The sequence below is a fragment of the Micromonospora sp. NPDC051300 genome, from assembly GCF_044455315.1.
Classification (GTDB): Bacteria; Actinomycetota; Actinomycetes; order Mycobacteriales; family Micromonosporaceae; genus Micromonospora; species Micromonospora robiginosa.
This window is the reverse complement of the sequence record NZ_JBITEP010000004.1, coordinates 65,835-85,707: the sequence shown is the minus strand read 5'-3', so window position 1 is coordinate 85,707 and position 19,873 is coordinate 65,835. Positions and strand designations below refer to the sequence as shown.

Genomic DNA, 19,873 nt, shown 5'->3' with positions numbered 1-19,873 from the left:
GTGGCGCACCCGGCCCAGGAATCGGCCGTACAGCGGCGGCACCGGGTTCGTGCTACTGATGCCTGGGACGCGGATGGCACGCCGAGGTGGCGGTGTCGGGACGTTCCTGACACCGCCACCTCGCCGAGGGTGAGTCGATCAGGTCAACTCATGGCCCGGGTCGGCTCGACGCCGTCGGCTCAGCGCCGCCAGCACGATGCCGGTCAGCAGCGCCAGCCCACCGGCGACCGAGATCGGGATCAGGAACGAGCTTCCGGTGATCGGCAGCTTGCCGTGGTGCCACGGCCACGGGCCGGGCTTCGGGCCGGGACCGGGATGCGGGCCAGGCTCGATCTTCACCCGGACGCAGAGCGTGTCCTCGGGCGAGACCGGCGCCGGACCCGAGGGCGGTGTCCCGGTCGCGCTGGCGGTGTCGGTGATGCACTGCTGCTTCGTGTCCGCCTTGGACACCGTGTAGGTCGCCGTGCAGGTGACCGTCTCCCCCGCTGCCAGCGTGACCTCCCCGTTGGGTGTGTCGTCCGGGCCGCAGGTGATGGGTCCGAGGTTCGCCGGGTCGGCCGGCGGTGCCAGCGTGTCCGTCACGGTCACCGCGGTCAGGGGCACCGAGCCGGTGTTGGTGACCTGGAAGCGGTAGTGCACCTGCTGGCCGACCTTGTGCACCTCGGTCGGGTCTGCGGACTTCTCCAGCGTGATCGCCGCTCCCCGGGTGACGGTCACCGAGGCGGAGGCGGGCTCGGAGCGTACCGGCGCCGGTGGTTCCTGCCCGGGCACGGTGGGCGGGGTGCCGACGGCGACCGCCGTGTTGGTCACCTCACCGGCTCGGATGTCGGCCTCCGTGATGGCGTAGGTCGCGGTGCAGATGGTGCTCTCTCCCGGCGCGAGCGTCGTGGCGGCGCAGGTGATCGCCGAGGGCCGGCCGCTGCCGGAGAATTCCGTCTCGTCGATGGTGATCTCGGAGAGCGTGGTGTTGCCGGTGTCGGTGACCACGTAGCGGTAGGTCACCACCTCGCCGGCGTGGGACACCGTCTCCGGTGTCACGCTCTTGGTGAGCGCGATGCCCGGGTGCAGGATCGGAATGTCGCTCGTGGACGGGCCGGAGACCGGGGCGGGGCCGCGCGGCGGGGTGCCGGTGGCGGTCGCGGTGTCGAGCAGCGAGGCCTGGGCGAAGTCGGCGGCCGACACCGTGTAGGTGGCCCGGCACTCGATCGACGCGCCGGGCGCCAGCGTGACGGTGCCGTTGGGCACGTTGTCCGGGCCGCAGGTGATCGCGGTCTGGTTGTCGCGGCTGGCCGGCGGCAGCAGGGTGTCGTTCACGGTGACCTTGGTCAGCGTGAGGCCACCGGTATTGACCACCCGGTAGGTGTAGGTGATCTTCTGGCCGACCTCGGTGATCGCCACCGTGCCGGACGATTTGACGATGTCGATGCCGGACACCGGGTCACCGGCGGGCACGGTCAGCGTGGACGGGTCGGAGTCGACAGGCGTGGTGGTGCCGGGCGGCGTGCCGTGCGCGGTCGCCGTGTCGGCGAGCGAGCCGTTGTCGATGTCGGCCTGGGTGACCGTGTAGGTGGCGGTGCAGGTGGTCGACGCGCCGGGCGCGAGCGTGGTGTCCGCGCAGGTGATCGGCCCGAGGTTCACGTTCGACGACGGCGGGGTCTGCACGTCGGTCACGTCCACGTTCGACAGGGTGAGGCCGCCGGTGTTGACCACGACGAAGCGGTACGGCACCTGCTGCCCGGGCGCGGTGATCACCGTGGTGGTGGACGTCTTGTCCACGCTGATCGAGGCGGTCACCTCCGCGCGTGGGATGGTCAGGTCGGACGGGTCCGAGACGACCGCGGGGCCGGTGGGCGGCGTCCCGCTCGCGGTGGCCGTGTCGGCGAGCGAGCCGTGGTCGAGGTCGGCCTGCGAGACCGTGTACGTGGCGGTGCAGGTGGTTGACGCGCCCGGCGCGAGCGTGGTGTCCGCGCAGGTGATCGGCCCGAGGTTCGCGTTCGACGACGGCGGCGTCTGCACGTCCGTCACGTCGATGCCGGACAGGGTGACACCGCCGGTGTTGGTGACCACGAACCGGTAGGGCACCTGCTGCCCGGCCGAGGTGATCGTGGTGGTGGAGGATGACTTGACCACGGTGATCTCGGGGGCGACGGGCGTGGCCGCGATCGTCAGCTCCGAGGGCTGCGAGTCGACAGGCGTGGTGGTGCCCGGCGGCGTGCCGTGCGCGGTGGCGGTGTCCGACACCGAGCCGAGGTCGAGGTCGGCCTGGCTGACCGTGTAGGTGGCGGTGCAGGTGGTCGACGCGCCCGGCGCGAGCGTGGTGTCCGGGCAGGTGATCGGCCCGAGGTCGTCGTTGGACGACGGCGGTGTCTGCACGTCGGTCACGTTCACGTTCGACAGCGTCACGCCGCCGGTGTTCGTCACCGTGAACCGGTAGGGCACCTGCTGGCCGGGCGCGGTGATGGTGGTCGTGGTGGAGGACTTCACCACCGTGATCTCCGGAGCCAGCGGCGTCGCCGGAATGGTCAGGGTCGACGGGTCCGAGTCGACGGGGGTGGTGGTGCCCGGCGGCGTGCCGTGCGCGATCGCGGTGTCGGACACCGACCCGTGGTCGAGGTCGGCCTGGGTGACCGTGTACGTCGCCGAGCAGATCATCGACACCCCGGGGCCCAGCGTGGTCGCCGGGCAGGTGATCGGGCTCAGGTTGTCGTTCGACGACGGCGGGGTCTGCATGTCGGTCACGTTGACGTCCGTCAGCGTCAGGCCACCGGTGTTGGTGACGACGAACCGGTAGCGCACCTGCTGCCCGGGGGTCGTGATCACGGTGGTGATCGACGACTTCTGCACCGAGATCGACGGGGTCAGCACCTCGGCCGGGATGGTGAGGTCGCTGGGGTCGGACACGACGGGCGTGCCACCACCGGACGGCGTGCCGCGCGCGGTCGCGGAGTCGGAGACGCCGCCGTGGTCCAGGTCGGCCTGGGTGACCGTGTACGTCGCCGTGCAGGTGGTCGACGCCCCGGGGGCAAGGGTGGCGTCCTGGCAGGCGATCGGGCCGAGGTTCGCGTTCGACGAGGGCGGTGTCTGCGTGTCGGTGACGACGATGCCGGTCAGCGTGACGACACCGGTGTTGACCACCGTGAACGAGTACGGCACCTGCTGCCCGACGGAACTGATCAGCGCGCTGGTCGAGGACTTCACCAGCGCGATACTGGCCGGGCCACCGCCGTTGCAGCTCAGCGTGGTGCTGAACGGGAAGTAGTGGATCTCGCCGCCCTCGTGGTCGAGGGTACGGGTGATCACGCTGCCCTCCGTGTTGGACGCGGACAGGTCGGTGAGGTCGGCGTTCGGGGCGTAGATGCTGCCCTCGACCGTGCGCGCGCCGGCGGTGAGCGTGAGCCGGGTCGCGGTCGGGAAGTTGATCAGGATGTACTGGGCCTGCTGGCCACCGACGCCGGCGAAGTTCGGCGCGGTCCAGTCGAACGTGTTCCCGACGCCCGTGGTGTCCACGTTGATCAGCAGTGGTGTGGTCGCGGTGGGCTGGTCGCGGAAGGTCAGCGTGTCGATGTTGTTCAGGTCCGTGGCGCTGAGGTTCAACACGTTGGTGACACCGCTGGTCAAATTGATCACGGCGTTGCTGCCCGGCGGGATCGGCCGGGGCAGGACCTGGCCGTTCGGGTTCGTGAGCACCACCGTGTTCTCGCAGCCGGCCAGCCCGGTCGAGGTGGACCGGAACGACGCGAACGCGTCGGCGAAGTTGATCGGCGAGGTCGGACCGACGTTCGCCGGCGCCTGCCGGACCGTCAGCTCCACCCGGGGTAAGGCGTCGTAGTCGTTCGTCGGCAGGATCCGGGTGTTGACCGCGGCGCCGTTGTTGTCGGTGTCCCGGACGACCGTGCCGGTGAGGTTCCCGGCCTTGGCGTATCCCTGGGACAGCACCTGGAGCCGGCTGCCCGCCACGCTGCCGGCGAAGTCGACCCGGCCGCCCACCACCAGCGCGGTCGGGCGGCTGTCGCCCGGCACCACGAACGAGCCGGCGGTGTTGTTGGCGAGCTGGTAGTTACCGAACGAGAGGTCACCGCCGACGGCCATGGTGCCCTCGTTCTCGCTGGTGACCACCCGGGCGTCGCCCTCGGTCATCACCCCGAAGCTCTGCGCCGCCGCGACCGGGTTGACCGGGCCGACGGCCCGCGGCGCCTGCTGCGGCGGCGGTTGACCGCCGGGCGCGGCCGTCGCGACCGCGACGGGCAGCGGCGCGGTGAGCGCCGCGACGGCCACGACCGCGGCGGCTCGCCGCCACGGGCCCCTGAACGTTCGAATCATCATTCCCCCGCTTGTCCGATTTGGGGGATATTAGCTATCCAGGGGTTCCCTGCGGATCACTACCGGGAACGTGAGCACCAGTCTCGAACCGCTCCCGGGTAAGGAACGCCAAGAAAGACGCGCTGCTCAGCACCTGCACCCGCGAGCAGTTCCGGGCCGCCATCGGGCGCCCGACCGCCACCGAAGGAGAGGCCCAGCCGTGAACCCGGACGCATCCGTCGCCCACCTGCACCCCGAGGCATGGGCGACCGCCAACCGGCTGCTGGTGCGCAAGGCGCTCGCCGAGTTCGCCCACGAGCGCCTACTCACGCCCGAGCCGACCGGACCGGGCCGCTGGCTGGTGCGCGGCGACGACGCCACGGTGGAGTACCGGTTCGCCGCCGAGGTGCTCGCGCTCGACCACTGGCACGTGGACGCCGCCAGCATCACCCGCCGCCGTGACGGCGTCGACCTGCCGCTCGACGCGGTCGACCTGTGCCTGGAGCTGCGCGACGCGCTCGGCCTCACCGACACGGTCCTGCCCGTCTACCTGGAGGAGATCACCTCCACCCTCGCCGGCACCGCGTACAAGCTCAGCCGGCCGGCGGTCACCGCCGCCGAGCTGGCCGCCGCCGACTTCCAGGCGATCGAGACCGGTATGACCGAGGGCCACCCGTGTTTCGTGGCCAACAACGGCCGGCTCGGCTTCGCGCGCACGACTACCACCGGTACGCCCCGGAGACCGCCGCCGGAGTCCGGCTGCTCTGACTCGCCGCGCACCGCGACCACACCACGTTCACCTGCGCCGGTGGCCCGGCGGCGGCTGGTCTGCCTCGGCGAGGGGCCGGACACCTACCGGGCGCAGCACGCCGGTCTCGCCCGCGATGGTTCAGGCCTGGGTACGGCTGTCGTCGTTCCTGCACGGGCTGTCCGACGACGCACTGGGGCAGCCGCTGGTGCAGGCGTCCCTGGTCGACCTTGGCGGCGACCACCGCGCTCGCGGTGTTCCCGAACACCACCATGACGGCCGGCTACCTGCCACAGCCGAGCCGCGTAGCACCGGCCGTGGTGCGCCGCGCCCGGGCGTACCTCGACGAGCACGCCGCCGAGCCGGTGACCGTGGCCCAGGTCGCCGCCGCCTGCGGCGTCGGGGCACGCGCGTTGCAGGCCGCGTTCCAGCGGCACGTCGGCCAGAGCCCGCTGACCTATCTGCGCCAGGTCCGGCTCGCCCGCGCCCACCGCGACCTGACCGCCGCCGACCCGGCCGAGGGTGCGACGGTGGCCGCCACCGCCCGCCGTTGGGGCTGGGCGAACCCCGGCCGCTTCGCCGCCGCCTACCGCGAGGAGTACGGCCGGCAGCCCAGCGAGACGCTGCGGGAGTGACCGGTCAGCACTCGGCCCGGCCTGCGCGCCAGTAGCCCATGAACGCCACCGCCCTCCGGTCGAGCCCACGGTCGGTGACCAGGTGCCGGCGCAGTCCCCGGATCATCCCCGCCTCGCCGGCCAGCCAGGCGTAGAGCGCCGCGCCGTCGGGCCGCTCCGGCACCTCCCAGAGGATCTCCCGGTCGACGTCCACGTCGGCCGGCGGCGGGCCGGCCGGCGGCGCCCCAGCCGGCGGCTCCACCGGGGCGGGCAGCAGCCGGGCGGCGAGCGCCGTCACGGCCGGGGTGAGGCGGGCGCCGTGCGGGGCCCCGGCCCGGGGCAGCCAGGTCACGGTGACCCCGGCCGGCACCCGGCACGGCAGCACGTCGCCCGCCTCCGGGACCTCCACCAGGGCGTAGCCGTGCGCGTCGGCCGGCAACCGGTTTAGGATCGCGCAGATCGCCGGCGCGGCGGTCTCGTCGCCGGCCAGCAGCAGCGTCGCCCCGGCCGGCGGACGGAACTCGACACCGCCGTGCTCGCCGGGCCACCCGGCGTCCGGCCCGACCAGCGCCAGCCGGTCGCCGACGCGGGCCCGCCGCGCCCACCGGGTCGCCGGGCCGCCGTCGCCGTGCAGCGCCAGGTCCACGTCCACCTCGTACGCCTCGGGACGGGCCGCCCGGACCGTGTAGGTGCGGATCGGGTTGCGCCGGTCCGCCGGCAGCACCCGCCAGCGCTGGTACCAGTCCGGCCCGTCGGGCAACTCGACAGGCGTCCCGTCGGCCACCGGCAACGCCAGCTTGATCCGCTGGTCGTAGCCGTTGTCGGCGAACCGGTCCAGGTCCGCGCCGGTGAACGTCACCCGCAGGAACGACGGGCCGAGCCGGCGCAACGCGCGCACCTCGACGGTGAAGACGCGCCACGGCGCGAGGGCCACGGTACTCGTCATGTGACGTCCTTTCGGTCTCATCGGTGGGCGGCGCGGGAGCGCCACAGCAGCCAGACGAAGTAGGGGGTGCCGATCAGCGCGGTGACCAGCCCGGCCGGGACCTGCGCGGGCGCGATGACGGTGCGGCCGAGCGTGTCGGCGAGGCTGACAAGCGTGGCGCCGAGCAGCACCGCGACCGGCAGCACGCGGGTGTGCCGGCCGCCGACCAGGGCTCGGGCCGCGTGCGGCGCGACCAGGCCGACGAAACCGATCACGCCGACCGCCGACACGGCGGTGGCGGTGAGCATCGCCGCCAGGCCGAGCGCGACCAACCGGGCGCGCTCCAACCGGACCCCGAGCACCCGGGGCGTGTCGTCGTCCAACGCCAGCAGGTCCAGTTCCCGGCGTACGGCGGCGACCGCCGGCACGGCGACCAGCAAGGCCAGCGCCACCGGCAGCACCTGTTCGGCGGTACGCCCGTAGGTGGAGCCGGACAGCCAGGTCAGGGCCTTGCCGGTGTTCCACGGGTCGGACGAGACGACGATGAACGTGATCACCGCCGCGCCGCCCTGCCAGACCGCGAAGCCGATCAGCACGAGCCGGTCGGAGTTGAGCCCGCGACGTCGGGCCAGGCCGTAGACAAGCGTGAACGCGACGACCGCGCCGAGCCCGGCGGCGCCGGAGAGCGCGAGCACGCCGGCCATCGGGGCGAACGTCAGCAGCGACACCGCGCCGATCCCGGCGCCGCCGGTGATGCCGAGGATGCCCGGCTCCGCGAGGGGGTTGCGGCACACCGCCTGCACGGTGGTGCCAGCCAGCGCGAGCGCCGCGCCGGCCAGCGCCGCCGCCGCGACGCGCGGCCAACGGGTGTCCAACACGAAGGTGTACGCCGGCCCGGTCGTCCCCCGCACCCAGTTGACCACGTCGCCGAGCAGCGCCATGGTGTCCCCGGCCAGCATGCCGAGCACCACCGCCGCCACGCACGCCACCGCGCAGGCGGCGACCACGGCGGTGTGGAAGGCGCCGGAGCGTACGGCCGCGTGACCGCCCGGGGGCTGGCGGGTGGGACCGGCGTCGCGGTGCCGGCGGGCGAGCCAGACCAGCAGCACCGCGCCGAAGAGCGTGGTGACCACGCCGGTCGGCACGTCCACGCCGGCCTGGCCGCCGAGCACGGCCCGCAGCAGCACGTCGGAGCCGAGCACGATCACCACGCCGACCAGGCCGGACAGCGGCAGCAGCACCCGGTGCCGGTGGACCTCGGGCAGCCAGCGGCCGAGCAGCCTGACGATCACCGGCGCGCCGAGCCCGACGAAGCCGATCGGCCCGGCCAGCGTGACCGCGGCGGCGGAGAGCAGCACCGCGAGCAGCACCACGGACAGCCGGGTCCGGCGCACGTCGAGCCCCAGCACGGTGGCGGTGTCGTCGCCGAGGGCGAGCAGGTCCAGCCGGCGCCCGAGCGCGACGAGCACCAGCGCGGCGACCGCGATCACGGGGGCGAGCTGGGTGAACGCGACCAGGTCGCCCTGCACGAGCGAGCCGTTGCCCCAGGCGAACAGCCCGATGGTGGCCTGTTCGAAGAGCAGCAGGAGCAGCATGGTGAGCGAGGCGAGCGCCATCGCGGTGGCCGAGCCGGCCAGGATCAGCCGGGTGGTGGCGGCCTGGCCACCTGTCGACAGCAGCATCACCAGGCCGGCCGCGGCGAGCCCGCCGCAGAACGCGAGCCCGCCCGCGGGCAGCGCGGGCAGCGCGATGCCGAACGCGGCGGTGGACACGATCGCCAGGTGCGCGCCGGCGTTGACGGCGAGCGTGTCCGGCGAGGCGAGTGGGTTGCGGGTGGTCGACTGCAGGGCGGCGCCGGCGAAGCCGAGCGCGACGCCGACGGCCAGCCCGGTGAGCAGGCGCGGCAGCCGAGAGGCGACGAGCACCCGGGCGGTCTCGTCGTCGGCGCCGGTGAGCAGCCGGAACAGGTCCGCCGCCCCGACCGTGGAGGTGCCCTGGGTGAGGTGCACCGCGGTGATCGCCACGAGCAGCGCGGCGGCGAGCAGGAACGCGCCGGCGACCCGGCGACGGGCGGGGGGTAGCCCGGCCGGGGCCGGCCGGGTGGCCGGCTCCGGTCGGACGGTGGTGGTCATCGGGGGTCAGGCGGTGTAGACGGCGACGAGCTGGTCGACGTACTGCTTCGCGGACAGGGTGCCGCCGAACGTCCAGATGCCGTTCGGCATCTTGTGCAGCTTGTTCTGCTGCACGAACGGCAGCGACCGCCAGATCGCGTTGCCGGCGAGACCGTCGGCGAAGACGTCCTGCCCGTCCGAGGCGTTGTAGAAGAAGTGCAGGTCCTGACCCTTGAGGACGGTCATCCCCTCGACGTCGGTCTGGCCCAGGCCCCACATCGCGTCGGTCTTGCCGGTCCAGGCGTTCTTCAGGCCGAGCTGGATGCCGAGCTGGGAGACGAGCGCGCCCTGGCCGAACATCCGGATCGACACGGTGCTGCCCTCCTTCCAGCCGTCGGCGAAGGCGAACTGCCGGCCGGCCGCGCCCGCGTCGGCGATCTTCCTGCGGCCGTCGGCGAGCGCGGCGTCGAAGTCGGCGAGCAGCTTCTCCGCCTGCGCGGTGCGCCCGGTCGCGGTGGCGATCATGGTGAGGTCGGACCGCATCCGGCCGAGGTTGTCGGTCGCGTCGCTGCCCTTGGTGACCAGCACCGGCACGTACTTCTCCAGTTGGGTGACGATGGCGGCGCCGCGCTCGGCCTCCATCACCACCAGGTCGGGCTGGAGCGCCACGACGGCGTCGACGCTCGGCTCGCCCCGGGTGCCCACGTCCTTGACGCCGGGGTCGAGCGGCGCGGCGGTGACCCAGGTGGCGTACCCCTTGGGGTCGGCCACGCCGACCGGCATCACGCCGAGACCGACGAGCATCTCGACCTCGCCCCACTCCAGGCCGACGACCTTGGTGGCCGGGTTCTTCAGGGTGATCGCCTTGCCGCGGCTGTCGGTGACGGTGACCGGGCCGGTGGTGGCGGCGCCGGAGGTGGCCGGGGCGGCGGCGGGCGACTCGGTGGTGCCGCAGCCGGCGACCAGCAGCGCGGTCGCCGCGGCGACCAGCAGGGTGATTCGGGTACGCAACATCGGTTTCTCTTCTGTAGTCAGGACTTGGTGTGTTTGCCCACGGGGCGGGTGGAGAGCAGGCCGCTGACCGGGTCGACGGTCACCTCGACCCGGATGCCGTACGCCTCGGTGAGCGCCGCCTCGGTGAGCACCTCGCGCGGCGTGCCGGTGCCGCGCACCCGCCCGCCGTGCAGGAGCACGACCTCGTCGGCGACGGCGGCGGCCTGGTTGAGGTCGTGCAGCACCACGCCGACGGCGACGCCGGCGGTGTCGGCGAGTTCCCGGACCAGGTCGAGGATCTCCACCTGGTAGCGCAGGTCGAGGAACGTGGTGGGCTCGTCCAGCAGCAGCACGGCGGTGTCCTGGGCCAGGCAGGTGGCCAGCCAGACCCGTTGCAGCTCGCCGCCGGACAGCTCGTCGACCGGCCGGGTCGCCATGGCGTCGACGCCGGTCACCGCCATGGCCCGGTCGACAGCCGCCGGCCCGTCCGGGTCACCGGCGCGCCACCGCTGCCGGTACGGGTGCCGGCCGTAGCCGACCACGTCGGAGACGGTGACCCCGCTCGGGGTGGGGCGGCTCTGCGCCAGCAGCGTGACCCGGCGGGCGAAGTCGCGGGCGGACAGCGTCCGGGCCGGGGTGCCGTCGGCGAGCACGATCTCGCCGTGCTCCAGCGGGTGCAGGCGGGCCAGCCCGCGCAGCAGCGTCGACTTGCCGCTGCCGTTCGGGCCGACCAGGGCGGTCACCGCCGCCGGTCGCAGCGTGATGTCGGCGTCGTGCACCACAGTGGTCCCGTGGTAGCCCAGCCGCAGCCCACTGCCCCGCAGGCCGTCGGCCCGCACCGTTCCGCTCGTCACGAAGGTTAGGCTAACCTAACCAACAATCACGCTGTCAAGCCGCCTCGGAATTTCGCTCCGGCTTCCCTCATCGAGCACCCGGGGCCGAGCCCTCGGCGCGGTCGGCCGATCGCGCCCAAGAGAAGGGCCCGCTTTTCGGCGGTATACCTCTCGGGCATATTTATGCCTCCGAGGTATACCGCCGAAAAGTGATGTCTCCTCCGGTCGCGTCACGCTCCGTGAGCGAGCGCCGAGCACCGGCGCCGATCTTGCGGTTGCGGCCCGCGGCTCGTACTCCTTGTCGGGATTGTGGGGGCGGCAACCGCAAGATCGACGACGTGGGGCGGGCGGCGCGGGGCTACAGGGAGACCACGCGGCCACCGAGGGTGACGACCAGGCGGCCGTCGGCGGCGAAGGACCAGCCCAGGGCGCCCGCATAGGTGGCGCAGCGGGAGCCGTTGGCGCCGGACCAGAACTGGTTCGAGCCGTCCACGTTGCCGACCGTCTTGTCGTTCGACCCGCTGCCGCTGCGGCAGGACGTGTTGGTGCGGAAGACCGAGGTGCCGGCGTCGAACGAGAAGTTGCGCTCGGTGTTGTCGATGCTCAGGTTGTTGGAGATCGTCATGGTGCCGGGGTTCCGGTTGTAGGTGAAGCCGTGCTTGCCGTTGCGGTACGCGACGGTGCGCCGGACGGTGTGGTTGACCGCGATGTCCTCGCCGCCGAGCTTGAAGCCGTTGCGGTCGCCGTTGCCGTTCTGGGTGCCGTTGCTGAGCGTGCCGTTGCTGTACGACAGGGAGTCCTCGATGGTCACCGCGCCGATCGCGCCGGTGTCGGTCTTGGTGTACAGGTCCCAGCCGTCGTCGATGTTGTGATGTGACACCGCGTACCGGAAGACGTTGCCGCCGCCGACGGTGAGCTTGGCGGCGAACCCGTCGGCGTCCTCGCCGTCGGAGTCGGCGTTGTCGTGCGACTCGACGCTGACCATGAGGTTGTTGGCGGGCCACTGGTCCCGCGGGGTGCTGGACGCGATCCGGGACAGTTGCAGGCCGGAGTCCCGGTTGAACCGGGTCACCGTACGCTCGATGACGTTGTTGCTGCCGCCGACGAAGATGCCGTTGTCACCGGCGCGCTCGACCACGATCCCGCGCACGTGCCACCAGGACGCGTTCAGCGCGAGCCCCCGGCTGGCCGGGTCCTCGGCCATCGCGGAGAAGTTGAGGATCGGCGTCTCGCCCGGGTACGCGTACAAATTCTTGCGGGCGCTCGCGGTGCCGTTGTTGCCGGCGGCGACGGTGACCGTCTGGGCCAGGTTGTACGTGCCGCCGCGCAGGTAGACGGTGCCGCCCGCGCCGACCCGGGTGATCGCCGAGGCGATCGTGGTGGGGTTCGCCTGGGTGCCGGCCGCGCCCGCGGTGCCGTTCGGCGCGGCGTACACCGCTCCGCCCGTCGGCGGCGGAGTCGTCGGCGACGGCGGCGGGGTGGTCGGCGACGGCGGCGGGGTGCTCGGCCCCGGCGGCGGGGTGAGGGTCCCACCGGGGTCGGTGGGGACGGCCCCGCCGCAGAGGACGCCGTTGACCGCGAACGACGACGGCGTGGAGTTGTTGCTGTTGTTCCAGGCGCCGTTGAAGCCGAACGAGGTGCTCGCGTTGGTGCCGAGGCTGCCGTTGTAGCTGACGTTGGCGGCCCGCACCGACGCGCCGGTCTGGGTGATGTGGGCGCCCCAGGCCTGACTGACGGTCTGACCGTCGCTGAAGTTCCAGGCGACGGTCCAGCCGTTCAGCGGATCGCCGAGGTTGGTGAGGTTGACGTTGGCGGTGAAGCCGCCGGACCACTGCGCGGTGACCGCGTAGTCGACCCGGCATCCGGCCGCCGCCTGCGCGGCGGTGGCCCCGACGGCGAGGCCGGCCGCGACGAGCGTCGCCGCCGCGGCCCCGGCCGTCCACAACGCCGTGCGGCGCTGTCGATTGATCATGACTTTTCTCCTGCGGGTGGTGGATCGGCGCCACACCGGTACCGGCCCCGATGCCCGGTCGGTGCCGTCGGCGGGCCTTCCTGCCCCGGACGTCCGTGCGTCGACGGACCCGTCCCGCGCTCCCGCACAGAAAGCGCTTTCGCCCGCAGGCTACTGACGTACGTCGATGCGGTCAATCGGACCACCGGACGCTGAGCAATCCCGCGCCCACGCCCGTATCCATGCCCGACAGGGAGATCGTCCGGAGCCGCGATGCCGGAGCGGGCACGAGAGGCGAGCCCTGCGTCTCACTTCGCGCCGCGGAGCGGGGGCGCGGCACCGATGCCGCACCGCCCCTCCGGGTCGGCGCGCAGCGCCCCAACCTCGACGCGCTGGCCGCCTGCGGCCTCAACTGAGGTGAGCTGTTAGGAGGGGTCCCTTGTTATCGCCTGGCGATAGCAAGGGGCCCCTCCTAACACGGCTGTGCTCACAGTGGACCGAGCACCGCGGCCGGGTCCGCGTCCAGCGCCAGCGTCTCCAGCACGGCGAGCAGTTGGCGCTCCTCGTACCGGAAGTGCGACTCCATGATCGCGGCCACGCCCTCCAGGTGCCGGGTCAGCTCCGCCGGCGGGGCGTCCCGAGCCACCGCGGCGGCCAGCCCGGACAGCAGGTGCCCGATCATCGAGTGGTCCTGACGCAGCCGGCGCAGGGTGTCCCGCAGCTCCGGGTGCCGCTCGGCGATCGCCGGGAAGAGGTCCCGGTCCTCCCCCTCGTGGTGCGCCGTGAGCGCGGCACAGAACCCGTGACAGAACAACAACAGGTCGCGGGTGGCCGGCCCGGCCGACAGGCCGTCGGCCAACGCCTCCCGGGTCACCCTCAACGCCTCGCGCAGCCGCTCGTGCACGTCGCGCAACTCTCGACTCCAGGCCACCAGCCTGGTCTGCTCGCCGTCACGCATCGGGTGACGGCGAAGGGACGACGATGGTCATCGTCGCGCTCCCTCCGGTCCGGCGCCTCCATGCCTGACACGGTCTGCCACCGGCACGCGACGCTGACCCGACCCTACCGTGCCGCCCGGGCCACGTCGTGCAGGCGACCGTCGCGCATCTCGACGATCCGGTCGGCGGCGGCGAGATGGTCGCGGTCGTGGGTGACCAGCACCGTGGCGGTGCCCCGCTCGCGGGTGAGCCGGCCGATCAGGTCGATGACGGCGGCGCCCCGCTCGTGGTCGAGCGCGCTCGTCGGCTCGTCGACAAGCAGGACCACCGGGTCGTTCATCAACGCGCGGGCGAGGGCGACCCGCTGGCGCTGACCGCCGGAGAGCTGGTGCGGCCGCCGACCCGCCTGGGCGGCGAGCCCCACCGCGTCGAGCAGGTCCCCCGCCCGGTCCCGGGCCCGGGCCGGCGACCGGCCGTCGAGCGCGGCCATCACCTGGAGTTGCTCGACGGCGGTCAGCGACGGCAGCAGGTGGGGTTGCTGGAAGACGATGCCAATCGCGCGCCGGCGCAGGGCGGCGAGCGCGCCGCGGCCCGTTCCGGTGGTGGCGACGCCGTCGACGTCGACCGTGCCGGCGTCCGGGGTGACAAGCGTGGCGGCGACCGCGAGCAGGCTGGACTTGCCCGAGCCGGACGGGCCGACGACGGCGGTCAGGTGGCCCTTCGGGACCGAGAGCGTCACCCGGTCGAGCGCGGTCAGCCGGGTGTCGCCGTCCGGGTAGGTGAGCGTGACGTCGGTCAGGTCGAGGCTCATCGGGCGCTCCCCAGGGCGGTCAGCGGGTCGACGGCGGTGATGCGCCGCACGGACAGGGCGGCGCCGAGCATGCCGAGCAGGACCGTCACCACCGCCGGGACGGCGACGGTGGCGGGCGTCAGCACGAACGGCACGTCCGAGCCGGCGACGAGCGCGCCGAGGCCGGCGGCCAGGCCGGTGCCGAGCGCGGTGCCGCCGACCAGCAGCACGCCGGCCTGCCCGAGCGCGTCGGTGAGCAGGGTGGCGGTGGAGGCGCCCAGCGCCTTGAGGACCGCCACGTCGCCGCTGCGCTGGATCGTCCACACCGTGAAGAAGGCGCCGACCACGAGCGCGGAGATGACGAGCAGGAAGCCGCGCATGAGCTGGAGCGAGCCGTTCTCGGAGCGGTAGGAGCCGATCGCGGTCAGCGAGTCGCCGGTACGGACGGTACGGGTGCCGGCGGCCCGGTCGGCCGCGGCCAGGTCCAGCCCGGGGCCGGTGCGCAGCGCGATCACGGTGGCGGTGTCCGCCTCGGAGTCGCCGGTCCGCCGCCACGTGTCGAGGCTGGTCCACACCACCGGGGTGTGGCTGAAGGAGGCGTCGCCGCGGACCGCCGCCACGGTCAGCTCCCGACCGGCGACGGTGAGGCGGTCGCCGGCGCGCAGGCCCAGGTCGGCGGCGGCCGGGGTGGACAGCACCGCGGTGCCGTCGTCGAGGTCACCGGGGGCGAGGCGGGAGCCGGACCGGACGCCGAACACGGAGACGGCGGCGCTGCGGCCGGCGGCGGTGACCCGGGTGGTGCCGATGCCCAGCGGCTCGGCGGCGGTGACCCCGCGCGTGTCGGCCCAGCGCTGCCACTGCGCCCGGGTGACGGTCGAGTCGGCGTACGACGGCTGCGCGCCGCCGAAGGCGATCCGGTCGGCGGGCAGGCCGGTGATCGCGGACGTGTTCTGCCGGCCCAGCCCGGCGGTCAGGCCGGACAGCAGGCCGACCAGCAGGGTGATCAGCACGATGACGGTGCCCATCAGGGCGAAGCGCCCCTTGGCGAACCTGAGGTCTCTCCAGGCGACGAACACGGGTGGGCCGGTCCTCTCCGACGGCGGGATGGTCGCTCCCACGGTCGTCGCCGGCCCGGGGGCGGGGCATCCGGCGCCGGACGGCACTTTCCGGGCGGAACGGCGGCGCCCCGGTTACACCTTTCGACAGAGGCCGCCCGACCTGCGCCTCCTCTAGGCTGGACGGGCCGTGACCACCACCGTTCCCGCCCTGACGCCCACCGCCCGCGTGCTGGCCCGGTGCCTGCACCTGCTGGTGGGCGTGCTCTTCGTCCTCGCCGGCCTGCGGGCCGTCGTCACCGGGCGGCCGCACGCCACGGCGGTCGCCGCGGTCGCGGCGGCGGGCCTGCTGACGTACGCGGCCGGAGCGTTCCTGCCCGGCGTGCGTCGCTCCCGGCGGGCCGCCGGCTGGTGGCTGGCGGCGGTCGGGGTGGGATGGCTGGCGCTGACCGCGCTGACCGTGGACGGGCTGTGGCTCGCCTTCCCGCTCTATCTCCTCCAGTTGCACCTGCTGCCCCGGCGCGCCGGGGCGGTGGCGGTCGCGGTCACCGCCGCGCTGGCCGTGGTCGCGTTCGCCGGGCACCGGGGCGGGCCGAGCGCGGCGGGCACGATCGGGCCGGTGCTCGGCGCGGCGGTCGCGGTGGCCGTGGTCCGCGGCTACCAGGCGCTGCACCGGGAGAGCGAGCGCCGCCGGCGGCTGATCGAGGAGCTGACCGCGACCCGCGCCGACCTGGCCCGGGCGCAGCACGAGGCGGGCGTGGCGGCGGAACGCGAGCGGCTGGCCGCCGAGATCCACGACACGTTGGCGCAGGGTCTGACCAGCATCCAGTTGCTGCTGCGCGCCGCCGGACGGGTGCTGCCGGACCGGCCGGACACCGCCGCCCGCCACGTCGAGCAGGCCCGGCAGGCCGCCGCGGACAACCTCGCCGAGGCCCGGCGCTTCGTCGCCGCGCTCAGCCCGCCGGCGCTCGACGACACCACGCTGGCCGGGGCGCTGGAGCGCCTGTGCGCCACCACCGGGGCCCGGCACCGGCTCGCCGCCCGGTTCGCGGTCACCGGGGCCCCGGTCCCGCTGCCGACCGCGTACGAGGTCGCGCTGCTGCGGGTCGCCCAGGCGGCCCTGGCGAACACCGTGCGGCACGCCGGGGCCACCACGGTGGAGGTGACGCTCGGCTACCGCACCGAGCGGGTCACGCTCGACGTGACCGACGACGGCGGCGGCTTCGACCCCGCGCGGTTGCCGGATCCCGGACCCGAGGGCGGCGGTTTCGGCCTGGCGGGCATGCGGGCCCGTGCCCAGGCGCTGGGCGGGGAGCTGACGGTGACCGCCACGCCCGGTCGCGGCGCCACCGTCTCGGCCAGGCTTCCCCGCCCCCCGGCCGGGGAGCGGCGGTGACCGACGCGCCGATCCGACTGCTGCTCGCCGACGACCATCCGGTCGTCCGGGCCGGACTGCGGGCGGTGCTGGAGACCGAGCCGGGCCTGGTCGTGGTGGCCGAGGCGGCAACCGCCGAGGAGGCGGTGACCCGCGCCGCCGGCGGGGACGTCGACGTGGTGCTGATGGACCTGCGGTTCGGCGCCGGCCTGACCGGGGTCGAGGCGACCGCCGCGATCACCGCCCGGCCGGACGCGCCCCGGGTGCTGATCGTCACCACCTACGACACCGACGCGGACACGCTGCCGGCGATCGAGGCCGGCGCGACAGGCTACCTGCTCAAGGACGCCTCACCGGACGAGTTGGCCGCCGCCGTGCGGACCGCCGCCACCGGCCGTACCGCGCTCGCGCCGGCCGTCGCCGACCGGCTGGTGAACCGGCTGCGCACGCCGGACACCGCGCTGACCCGGCGCGAGACCGAGGTCCTCCGGCTGGTCGCCGACGGGCTGTCCAACCAGGCCGTCGGCCGCCGCCTGCACCTGACCGAGGGCACGGTCAAGTCGCACCTGTCGCGCATCTACACCAAGCTGCGGGTGGACTCCCGCACCGCCGCGGTCGCCGCCGCCGTCGACCTCGGCATCATCCGCCGCTGACCGGCCGCCGCGCCCGGCGACCGGTCGGCGCGGCTCAGGCGTCCCGGCGGCGCAGCCGCAGCAGCGCCATGCCGAGCAGGGCCAGCACCCAGACCGCGAGGACGGCCGCCCCGGCGCCCGGGGAGAGCAGGTCGGGATTGTCGCCGATGCTCATCACCGCCTGGCCGGCGTTCGACGGCAGGTACGGCGAAATCGGGTCCGACCAGCTCTCCGGCAGCAGCGACACCACCCCGGGCACGACCAGCAGCAGCGCGACCACGCTGGTCAGCGCGCCGGCGGTGGTGCGCAGCAACGAGCCGAGCGCCGCGCCGAGCAGGCCGACGACGGCCAGGTAGGCGCCCGCGCCGAGGACCGCGCGCAGCACACCGGGGTCACCGAGGGAGATGCCCTTGTCGCCGAGGATCGCCTGGCCGCCGAGGAAGGTGAGCAGCGCGGTGGGCACCAGCAGGGCCAGGGACACGCCGGCCAGCACGGTGGCCTTCGCGGTGAGCACCGGCCAGCGGGTGGGCACGGCGGCCAGCGAGGTACGGATCATGCCGGTGGCGTACTCGCCGGCGGTGAGCAGCACGCCGAGCGTGCCGATGAGCAGTTGGGCGAGGTTGACGCCGCCGAGGCTGGCGCCGAGCGGGTCGAGCGAGGAGGGCCCGCCGGGCGGCGCCGGGGTGCCCGGCTCGATCGTGGCGTCGGCCAGGAACGCCGAGAAGCCCAGGCCGAGCGCGGCGAACACCAGCACGGTGGCGGCCAGCATGATCGGCGACGAGCGCAGCGACCGGAACTTGATCCATTCGGCGCGGACCACCCGGGGACCGGTGACCCGGGCGTTCGTGGGGATGGTGGCGGGTGGCGCCAGGGTGGTCATCGGGTCGCTCCTTCGGTGGTGCCGGCGTACTCGACGGCGTCGCGGGTCAGGGTCATGAACGCCTCTTCGAGGGACGTCTCGGCGGCGGTCAGCTCGTGCAGGGTGAGACCGGCGGCGGCGGCCCGGTCGCCGATCGCCTCCGGGCGCAGCCCGACGACCTCCAGCACGCCCGCCTCGCCGCCGGTGATGGTCACGTCCGGCCCGGCCAGGAGGTCGCGCAGCGCGGTGGCCTGCGGCGAGCGCACCCGTACCGTGTTCCGGGAGGCCCGGCCGGTGAACTCGGCCAGCGGCACGTCGGCGATCAGCCGGCCCCGGCCGACCACGATCAGGTGTTCGGCGGTCTGTGCCATCTCGCTCATCAGGTGCGAGGAGACGAAGACCGTCCGGCCCTCGGCGGCGAGGCCCCTGAGCAGTCCGCGGATCCACCGGATGCCGTCCGGGTCGAGTCCGTTGACCGGCTCGTCGAGCATCACCACCGCCGGGTCGCCGAGCAGCGCGGCGGCGATACCCAGCCGCTGGCCCATGCCGAGGGAGAACCCGCCGGCCCGGCGGCCGGCGACCTCCCGCAGGCCGACCAGGTCGATCACCTCGTCGACACGGCGGCGGCCGATGCCGTGGGTGGCGGCCACGGCCAGCAGGTGGTTGCGGGCCGACCGGCCGGTGTGCACGGCCTTGGCCTCCAGCAGCGCGCCGACCTGCCGCAGCGGGTCCCGGTGCTCGGCGTAGCGGCGGCCGTTCACCCGGACGGTGCCGGACGTCGGCGCGTCCAGGCCGAGGATCATCCGCATGGTGGTGGACTTGCCGGCGCCGTTGGGACCGAGGAAGCCGGTCACCACGCCGGGCCGGACGGTGAAGGTCAGGGCGTCGACGGCGACCTTGTCGCCGTAGCGCTTGCTCAGGTCGTGGGCTTCGATCATGTGCTCCAGCGTGGCCCGCGTACCCCTGGTGGCGCGTCGGCCGGACGCGGACACCTGCGCGTACCGCGAGCGCGGTACGCGCGCGGACCCGCTACCGCGGCGGCGGGTCGGCCCGGACCAGCCCGCTCTGGTAGGCGATCACCACCAACTGGGCCCGGTCCCGGACGTCGAGCTTGGCCATCGCGCGGTTCACGTGGGTCTTGGCGGTCAGCGGGGAGACCACCAGCCGCTGGGCGATCTGCTCGTTGCTCAGCCCGGCGGCGACCAGCGCGACCACCTCGCGTTCCCGCTCGGTGAGCACCCGCAGCCGCTCCGGGGTGGCCCCGGGCCGCGGCTCGGGCTGGGCCAGAAACCGGGTGATCAGCCCACGGGTGGCCTTCGGCGACAAAAGCGCCTCCCCGCCCGCGACGGTACGGATCGCGTCCAGCAGCTCCACCGGCTCGACGCCCTTGCCGAGGAAGCCGCTGGCGCCCGCGCGCAGCGCCTCGAAGACGTACTCGTCGACCTCGAACGTGGTCAGGATCAGCACCTTGACGCCGGCCAGGTCCTCGTCGGCGGTGATCTCGCGGGTCGCGGCCAGGCCGTCGAGGTCGGGCATCCGGATGTCCATCAGCACCACGTCGGCGCGGGTGGCGCGGGCCCGCTCGACCGCCTCCCGCCCGGTGGCGGCCTCCCCCACCACGAGCAGGTCCGGCGCCGAGTCGATGAGCGCGCGGAAGCCGGCCCGGATCAGGGTCTGGTCGTCGGCGAGCAGCACCCGGACGCTCATGCCGGGCAAGCCGGGCAAGCCGGGCACGCCCTCACGGCCCTCG

The 19,873-nt window shown here is 74.0% G+C and carries 15 protein-coding genes and 2 pseudogenes; 4 read left to right on the top strand and 13 right to left on the bottom strand.

Annotated features, from left to right (window positions below):
• Positions 1-138 precede the first annotated feature (138 nt).
• Together ACIA5A_RS06845 and ACIA5A_RS06840 are read right to left on the bottom strand one after the other, a co-directional pair.
• A complete protein-coding gene (locus ACIA5A_RS06845) occupies positions 139-2,820 on the bottom strand; it encodes a hypothetical protein (RefSeq protein ID WP_396757738.1) in 2,682 nt (893 codons plus the stop codon).
• Positions 2,821-3,180: 360 nt separating this feature from the next.
• Positions 3,181-4,320 (bottom strand): annotated as a pseudogene (locus tag ACIA5A_RS06840) (choice-of-anchor A family protein); the annotation flags it as partial.
• A gap of 199 nt (positions 4,321-4,519) precedes the next feature.
• Here ACIA5A_RS06840 and ACIA5A_RS06835 point away from each other — a divergent pair.
• Positions 4,520-5,064, top strand: a pseudogene (locus ACIA5A_RS06835) (IucA/IucC family protein); the annotation flags it as partial.
• 237 nt (positions 5,065-5,301) lie between these two features.
• A complete protein-coding gene (locus ACIA5A_RS06830; RefSeq protein ID WP_396757736.1) occupies positions 5,302-5,682 on the top strand; it encodes a helix-turn-helix transcriptional regulator in 381 nt (126 codons plus the stop codon).
• A gap of 4 nt (positions 5,683-5,686) precedes the next feature.
• On the opposite strand, the gene ACIA5A_RS06825 is transcribed toward ACIA5A_RS06830, so the two are convergent.
• From ACIA5A_RS06825 to ACIA5A_RS06790, 8 genes are all read right to left on the bottom strand, one after another.
• Entirely contained in the window at positions 5,687-6,607 is a 921-nt protein-coding gene (locus ACIA5A_RS06825; RefSeq protein WP_396757218.1) for a siderophore-interacting protein, read from the bottom strand.
• 17 nt (positions 6,608-6,624) lie between these two features.
• A complete protein-coding gene (locus tag ACIA5A_RS06820) occupies positions 6,625-8,718 on the bottom strand; it encodes an iron ABC transporter permease (protein ID WP_396757216.1) in 2,094 nt (697 codons plus the stop codon).
• Positions 8,719-8,724: 6 nt separating this feature from the next.
• Entirely contained in the window at positions 8,725-9,711 is a 987-nt protein-coding gene (locus ACIA5A_RS06815; protein ID WP_396757214.1) for an ABC transporter substrate-binding protein, read from the bottom strand.
• A 17-nt stretch (positions 9,712-9,728) separates the two neighbouring features.
• Complete coding sequence (locus tag ACIA5A_RS06810) at positions 9,729-10,529, bottom strand: ABC transporter ATP-binding protein (protein ID WP_396757733.1); 801 nt, start codon at positions 10,527-10,529, stop codon at positions 9,729-9,731.
• 352 nt (positions 10,530-10,881) lie between these two features.
• On the bottom strand, positions 10,882-12,495 hold the full coding sequence (locus ACIA5A_RS06805; RefSeq protein ID WP_396757212.1) for a cellulose binding domain-containing protein: 1,614 nt from the start codon (positions 12,493-12,495) through the stop codon (positions 10,882-10,884).
• A gap of 466 nt (positions 12,496-12,961) precedes the next feature.
• Positions 12,962-13,432 carry a hemerythrin domain-containing protein gene (locus ACIA5A_RS06800; RefSeq protein ID WP_396757210.1) on the bottom strand — a complete coding sequence of 157 codons (471 nt, stop codon included), beginning with the start codon at positions 13,430-13,432 and terminating at the stop codon, positions 12,962-12,964.
• Between the two features lie 104 nt (positions 13,433-13,536).
• Positions 13,537-14,223, bottom strand: coding sequence for an ABC transporter ATP-binding protein (locus tag ACIA5A_RS06795; protein WP_396757208.1), 687 nt, complete (start codon positions 14,221-14,223; stop codon positions 13,537-13,539).
• Complete coding sequence (locus ACIA5A_RS06790) at positions 14,220-15,227, bottom strand: ABC transporter permease (RefSeq protein WP_396757206.1); 1,008 nt, start codon at positions 15,225-15,227, stop codon at positions 14,220-14,222. Before ACIA5A_RS06790 ends, ACIA5A_RS06795 begins: the two co-directional genes overlap by 4 nt.
• A 220-nt stretch (positions 15,228-15,447) precedes the next feature.
• Here ACIA5A_RS06790 and ACIA5A_RS06785 point away from each other — a divergent pair, with 220 nt between their 5' ends.
• Together ACIA5A_RS06785 and ACIA5A_RS06780 are read left to right on the top strand one after the other, a co-directional pair.
• Positions 15,448-16,653, top strand: a complete 1,206-nt coding sequence (locus tag ACIA5A_RS06785; RefSeq protein ID WP_396757204.1) for a sensor histidine kinase — start codon at positions 15,448-15,450, stop codon at positions 16,651-16,653.
• Positions 16,650-17,285, top strand: a complete 636-nt coding sequence (locus ACIA5A_RS06780) for a response regulator (RefSeq protein WP_396757202.1) — start codon at positions 16,650-16,652, stop codon at positions 17,283-17,285. The genes ACIA5A_RS06785 and ACIA5A_RS06780 overlap by 4 nt, the downstream gene beginning before the upstream one ends.
• A 34-nt stretch (positions 17,286-17,319) precedes the next feature.
• Here the strand turns inward: ACIA5A_RS06780 and ACIA5A_RS06775 are convergent, their stop codons facing one another.
• From ACIA5A_RS06775 to ACIA5A_RS06765, 3 genes are all read right to left on the bottom strand, one after another.
• The gene (locus tag ACIA5A_RS06775) at positions 17,320-18,144 is read right to left on the bottom strand and encodes an ABC transporter permease subunit (RefSeq protein ID WP_396757200.1); all 825 of its coding nucleotides are present in this window, start codon (positions 18,142-18,144) and stop codon (positions 17,320-17,322) included.
• Positions 18,141-19,061: an ABC transporter ATP-binding protein gene (locus ACIA5A_RS06770; protein ID WP_396757198.1), complete on the bottom strand. Its 921-nt coding sequence runs from the start codon at positions 19,059-19,061 to the stop codon at positions 18,141-18,143. Before ACIA5A_RS06770 ends, ACIA5A_RS06775 begins: the two co-directional genes overlap by 4 nt.
• A gap of 91 nt (positions 19,062-19,152) precedes the next feature.
• Positions 19,153-19,830: a response regulator gene (locus tag ACIA5A_RS06765; RefSeq protein ID WP_396757730.1), complete on the bottom strand. Its 678-nt coding sequence runs from the start codon at positions 19,828-19,830 to the stop codon at positions 19,153-19,155.
• Positions 19,831-19,873 lie beyond the last annotated feature (43 nt).

Bases quoted from the DNA above. Each gene is read 5' to 3' on its own strand.
- ACIA5A_RS06790 (WP_396757206.1), bottom strand. From the start codon at position 15,227: ATGGGCACCGTCATCGTGCTGATCACCCTGCTGGTCGGCCTGCTGTCC.
- ACIA5A_RS06795 (WP_396757208.1), bottom strand. From the start codon at position 14,223: ATGAGCCTCGACCTGACCGACGTCACGCTCACCTACCCGGACGGCGAC.
- ACIA5A_RS06825 (WP_396757218.1), bottom strand. From the start codon at position 6,607: ATGACGAGTACCGTGGCCCTCGCGCCGTGGCGCGTCTTCACCGTCGAG.
- ACIA5A_RS06775 (WP_396757200.1), bottom strand. From the start codon at position 18,144: ATGACCACCCTGGCGCCACCCGCCACCATCCCCACGAACGCCCGGGTC.
- ACIA5A_RS06815 (WP_396757214.1), bottom strand. From the start codon at position 9,711: ATGTTGCGTACCCGAATCACCCTGCTGGTCGCCGCGGCGACCGCGCTG.
- ACIA5A_RS06820 (WP_396757216.1), bottom strand. From the start codon at position 8,718: ATGACCACCACCGTCCGACCGGAGCCGGCCACCCGGCCGGCCCCGGCC.
- ACIA5A_RS06770 (WP_396757198.1), bottom strand. From the start codon at position 19,061: ATGATCGAAGCCCACGACCTGAGCAAGCGCTACGGCGACAAGGTCGCC.
- ACIA5A_RS06800 (WP_396757210.1), bottom strand. From the start codon at position 13,432: ATGCGTGACGGCGAGCAGACCAGGCTGGTGGCCTGGAGTCGAGAGTTG.
- ACIA5A_RS06765 (WP_396757730.1), bottom strand. From the start codon at position 19,830: ATGAGCGTCCGGGTGCTGCTCGCCGACGACCAGACCCTGATCCGGGCC.
- ACIA5A_RS06805 (WP_396757212.1), bottom strand. From the start codon at position 12,495: ATGATCAATCGACAGCGCCGCACGGCGTTGTGGACGGCCGGGGCCGCG.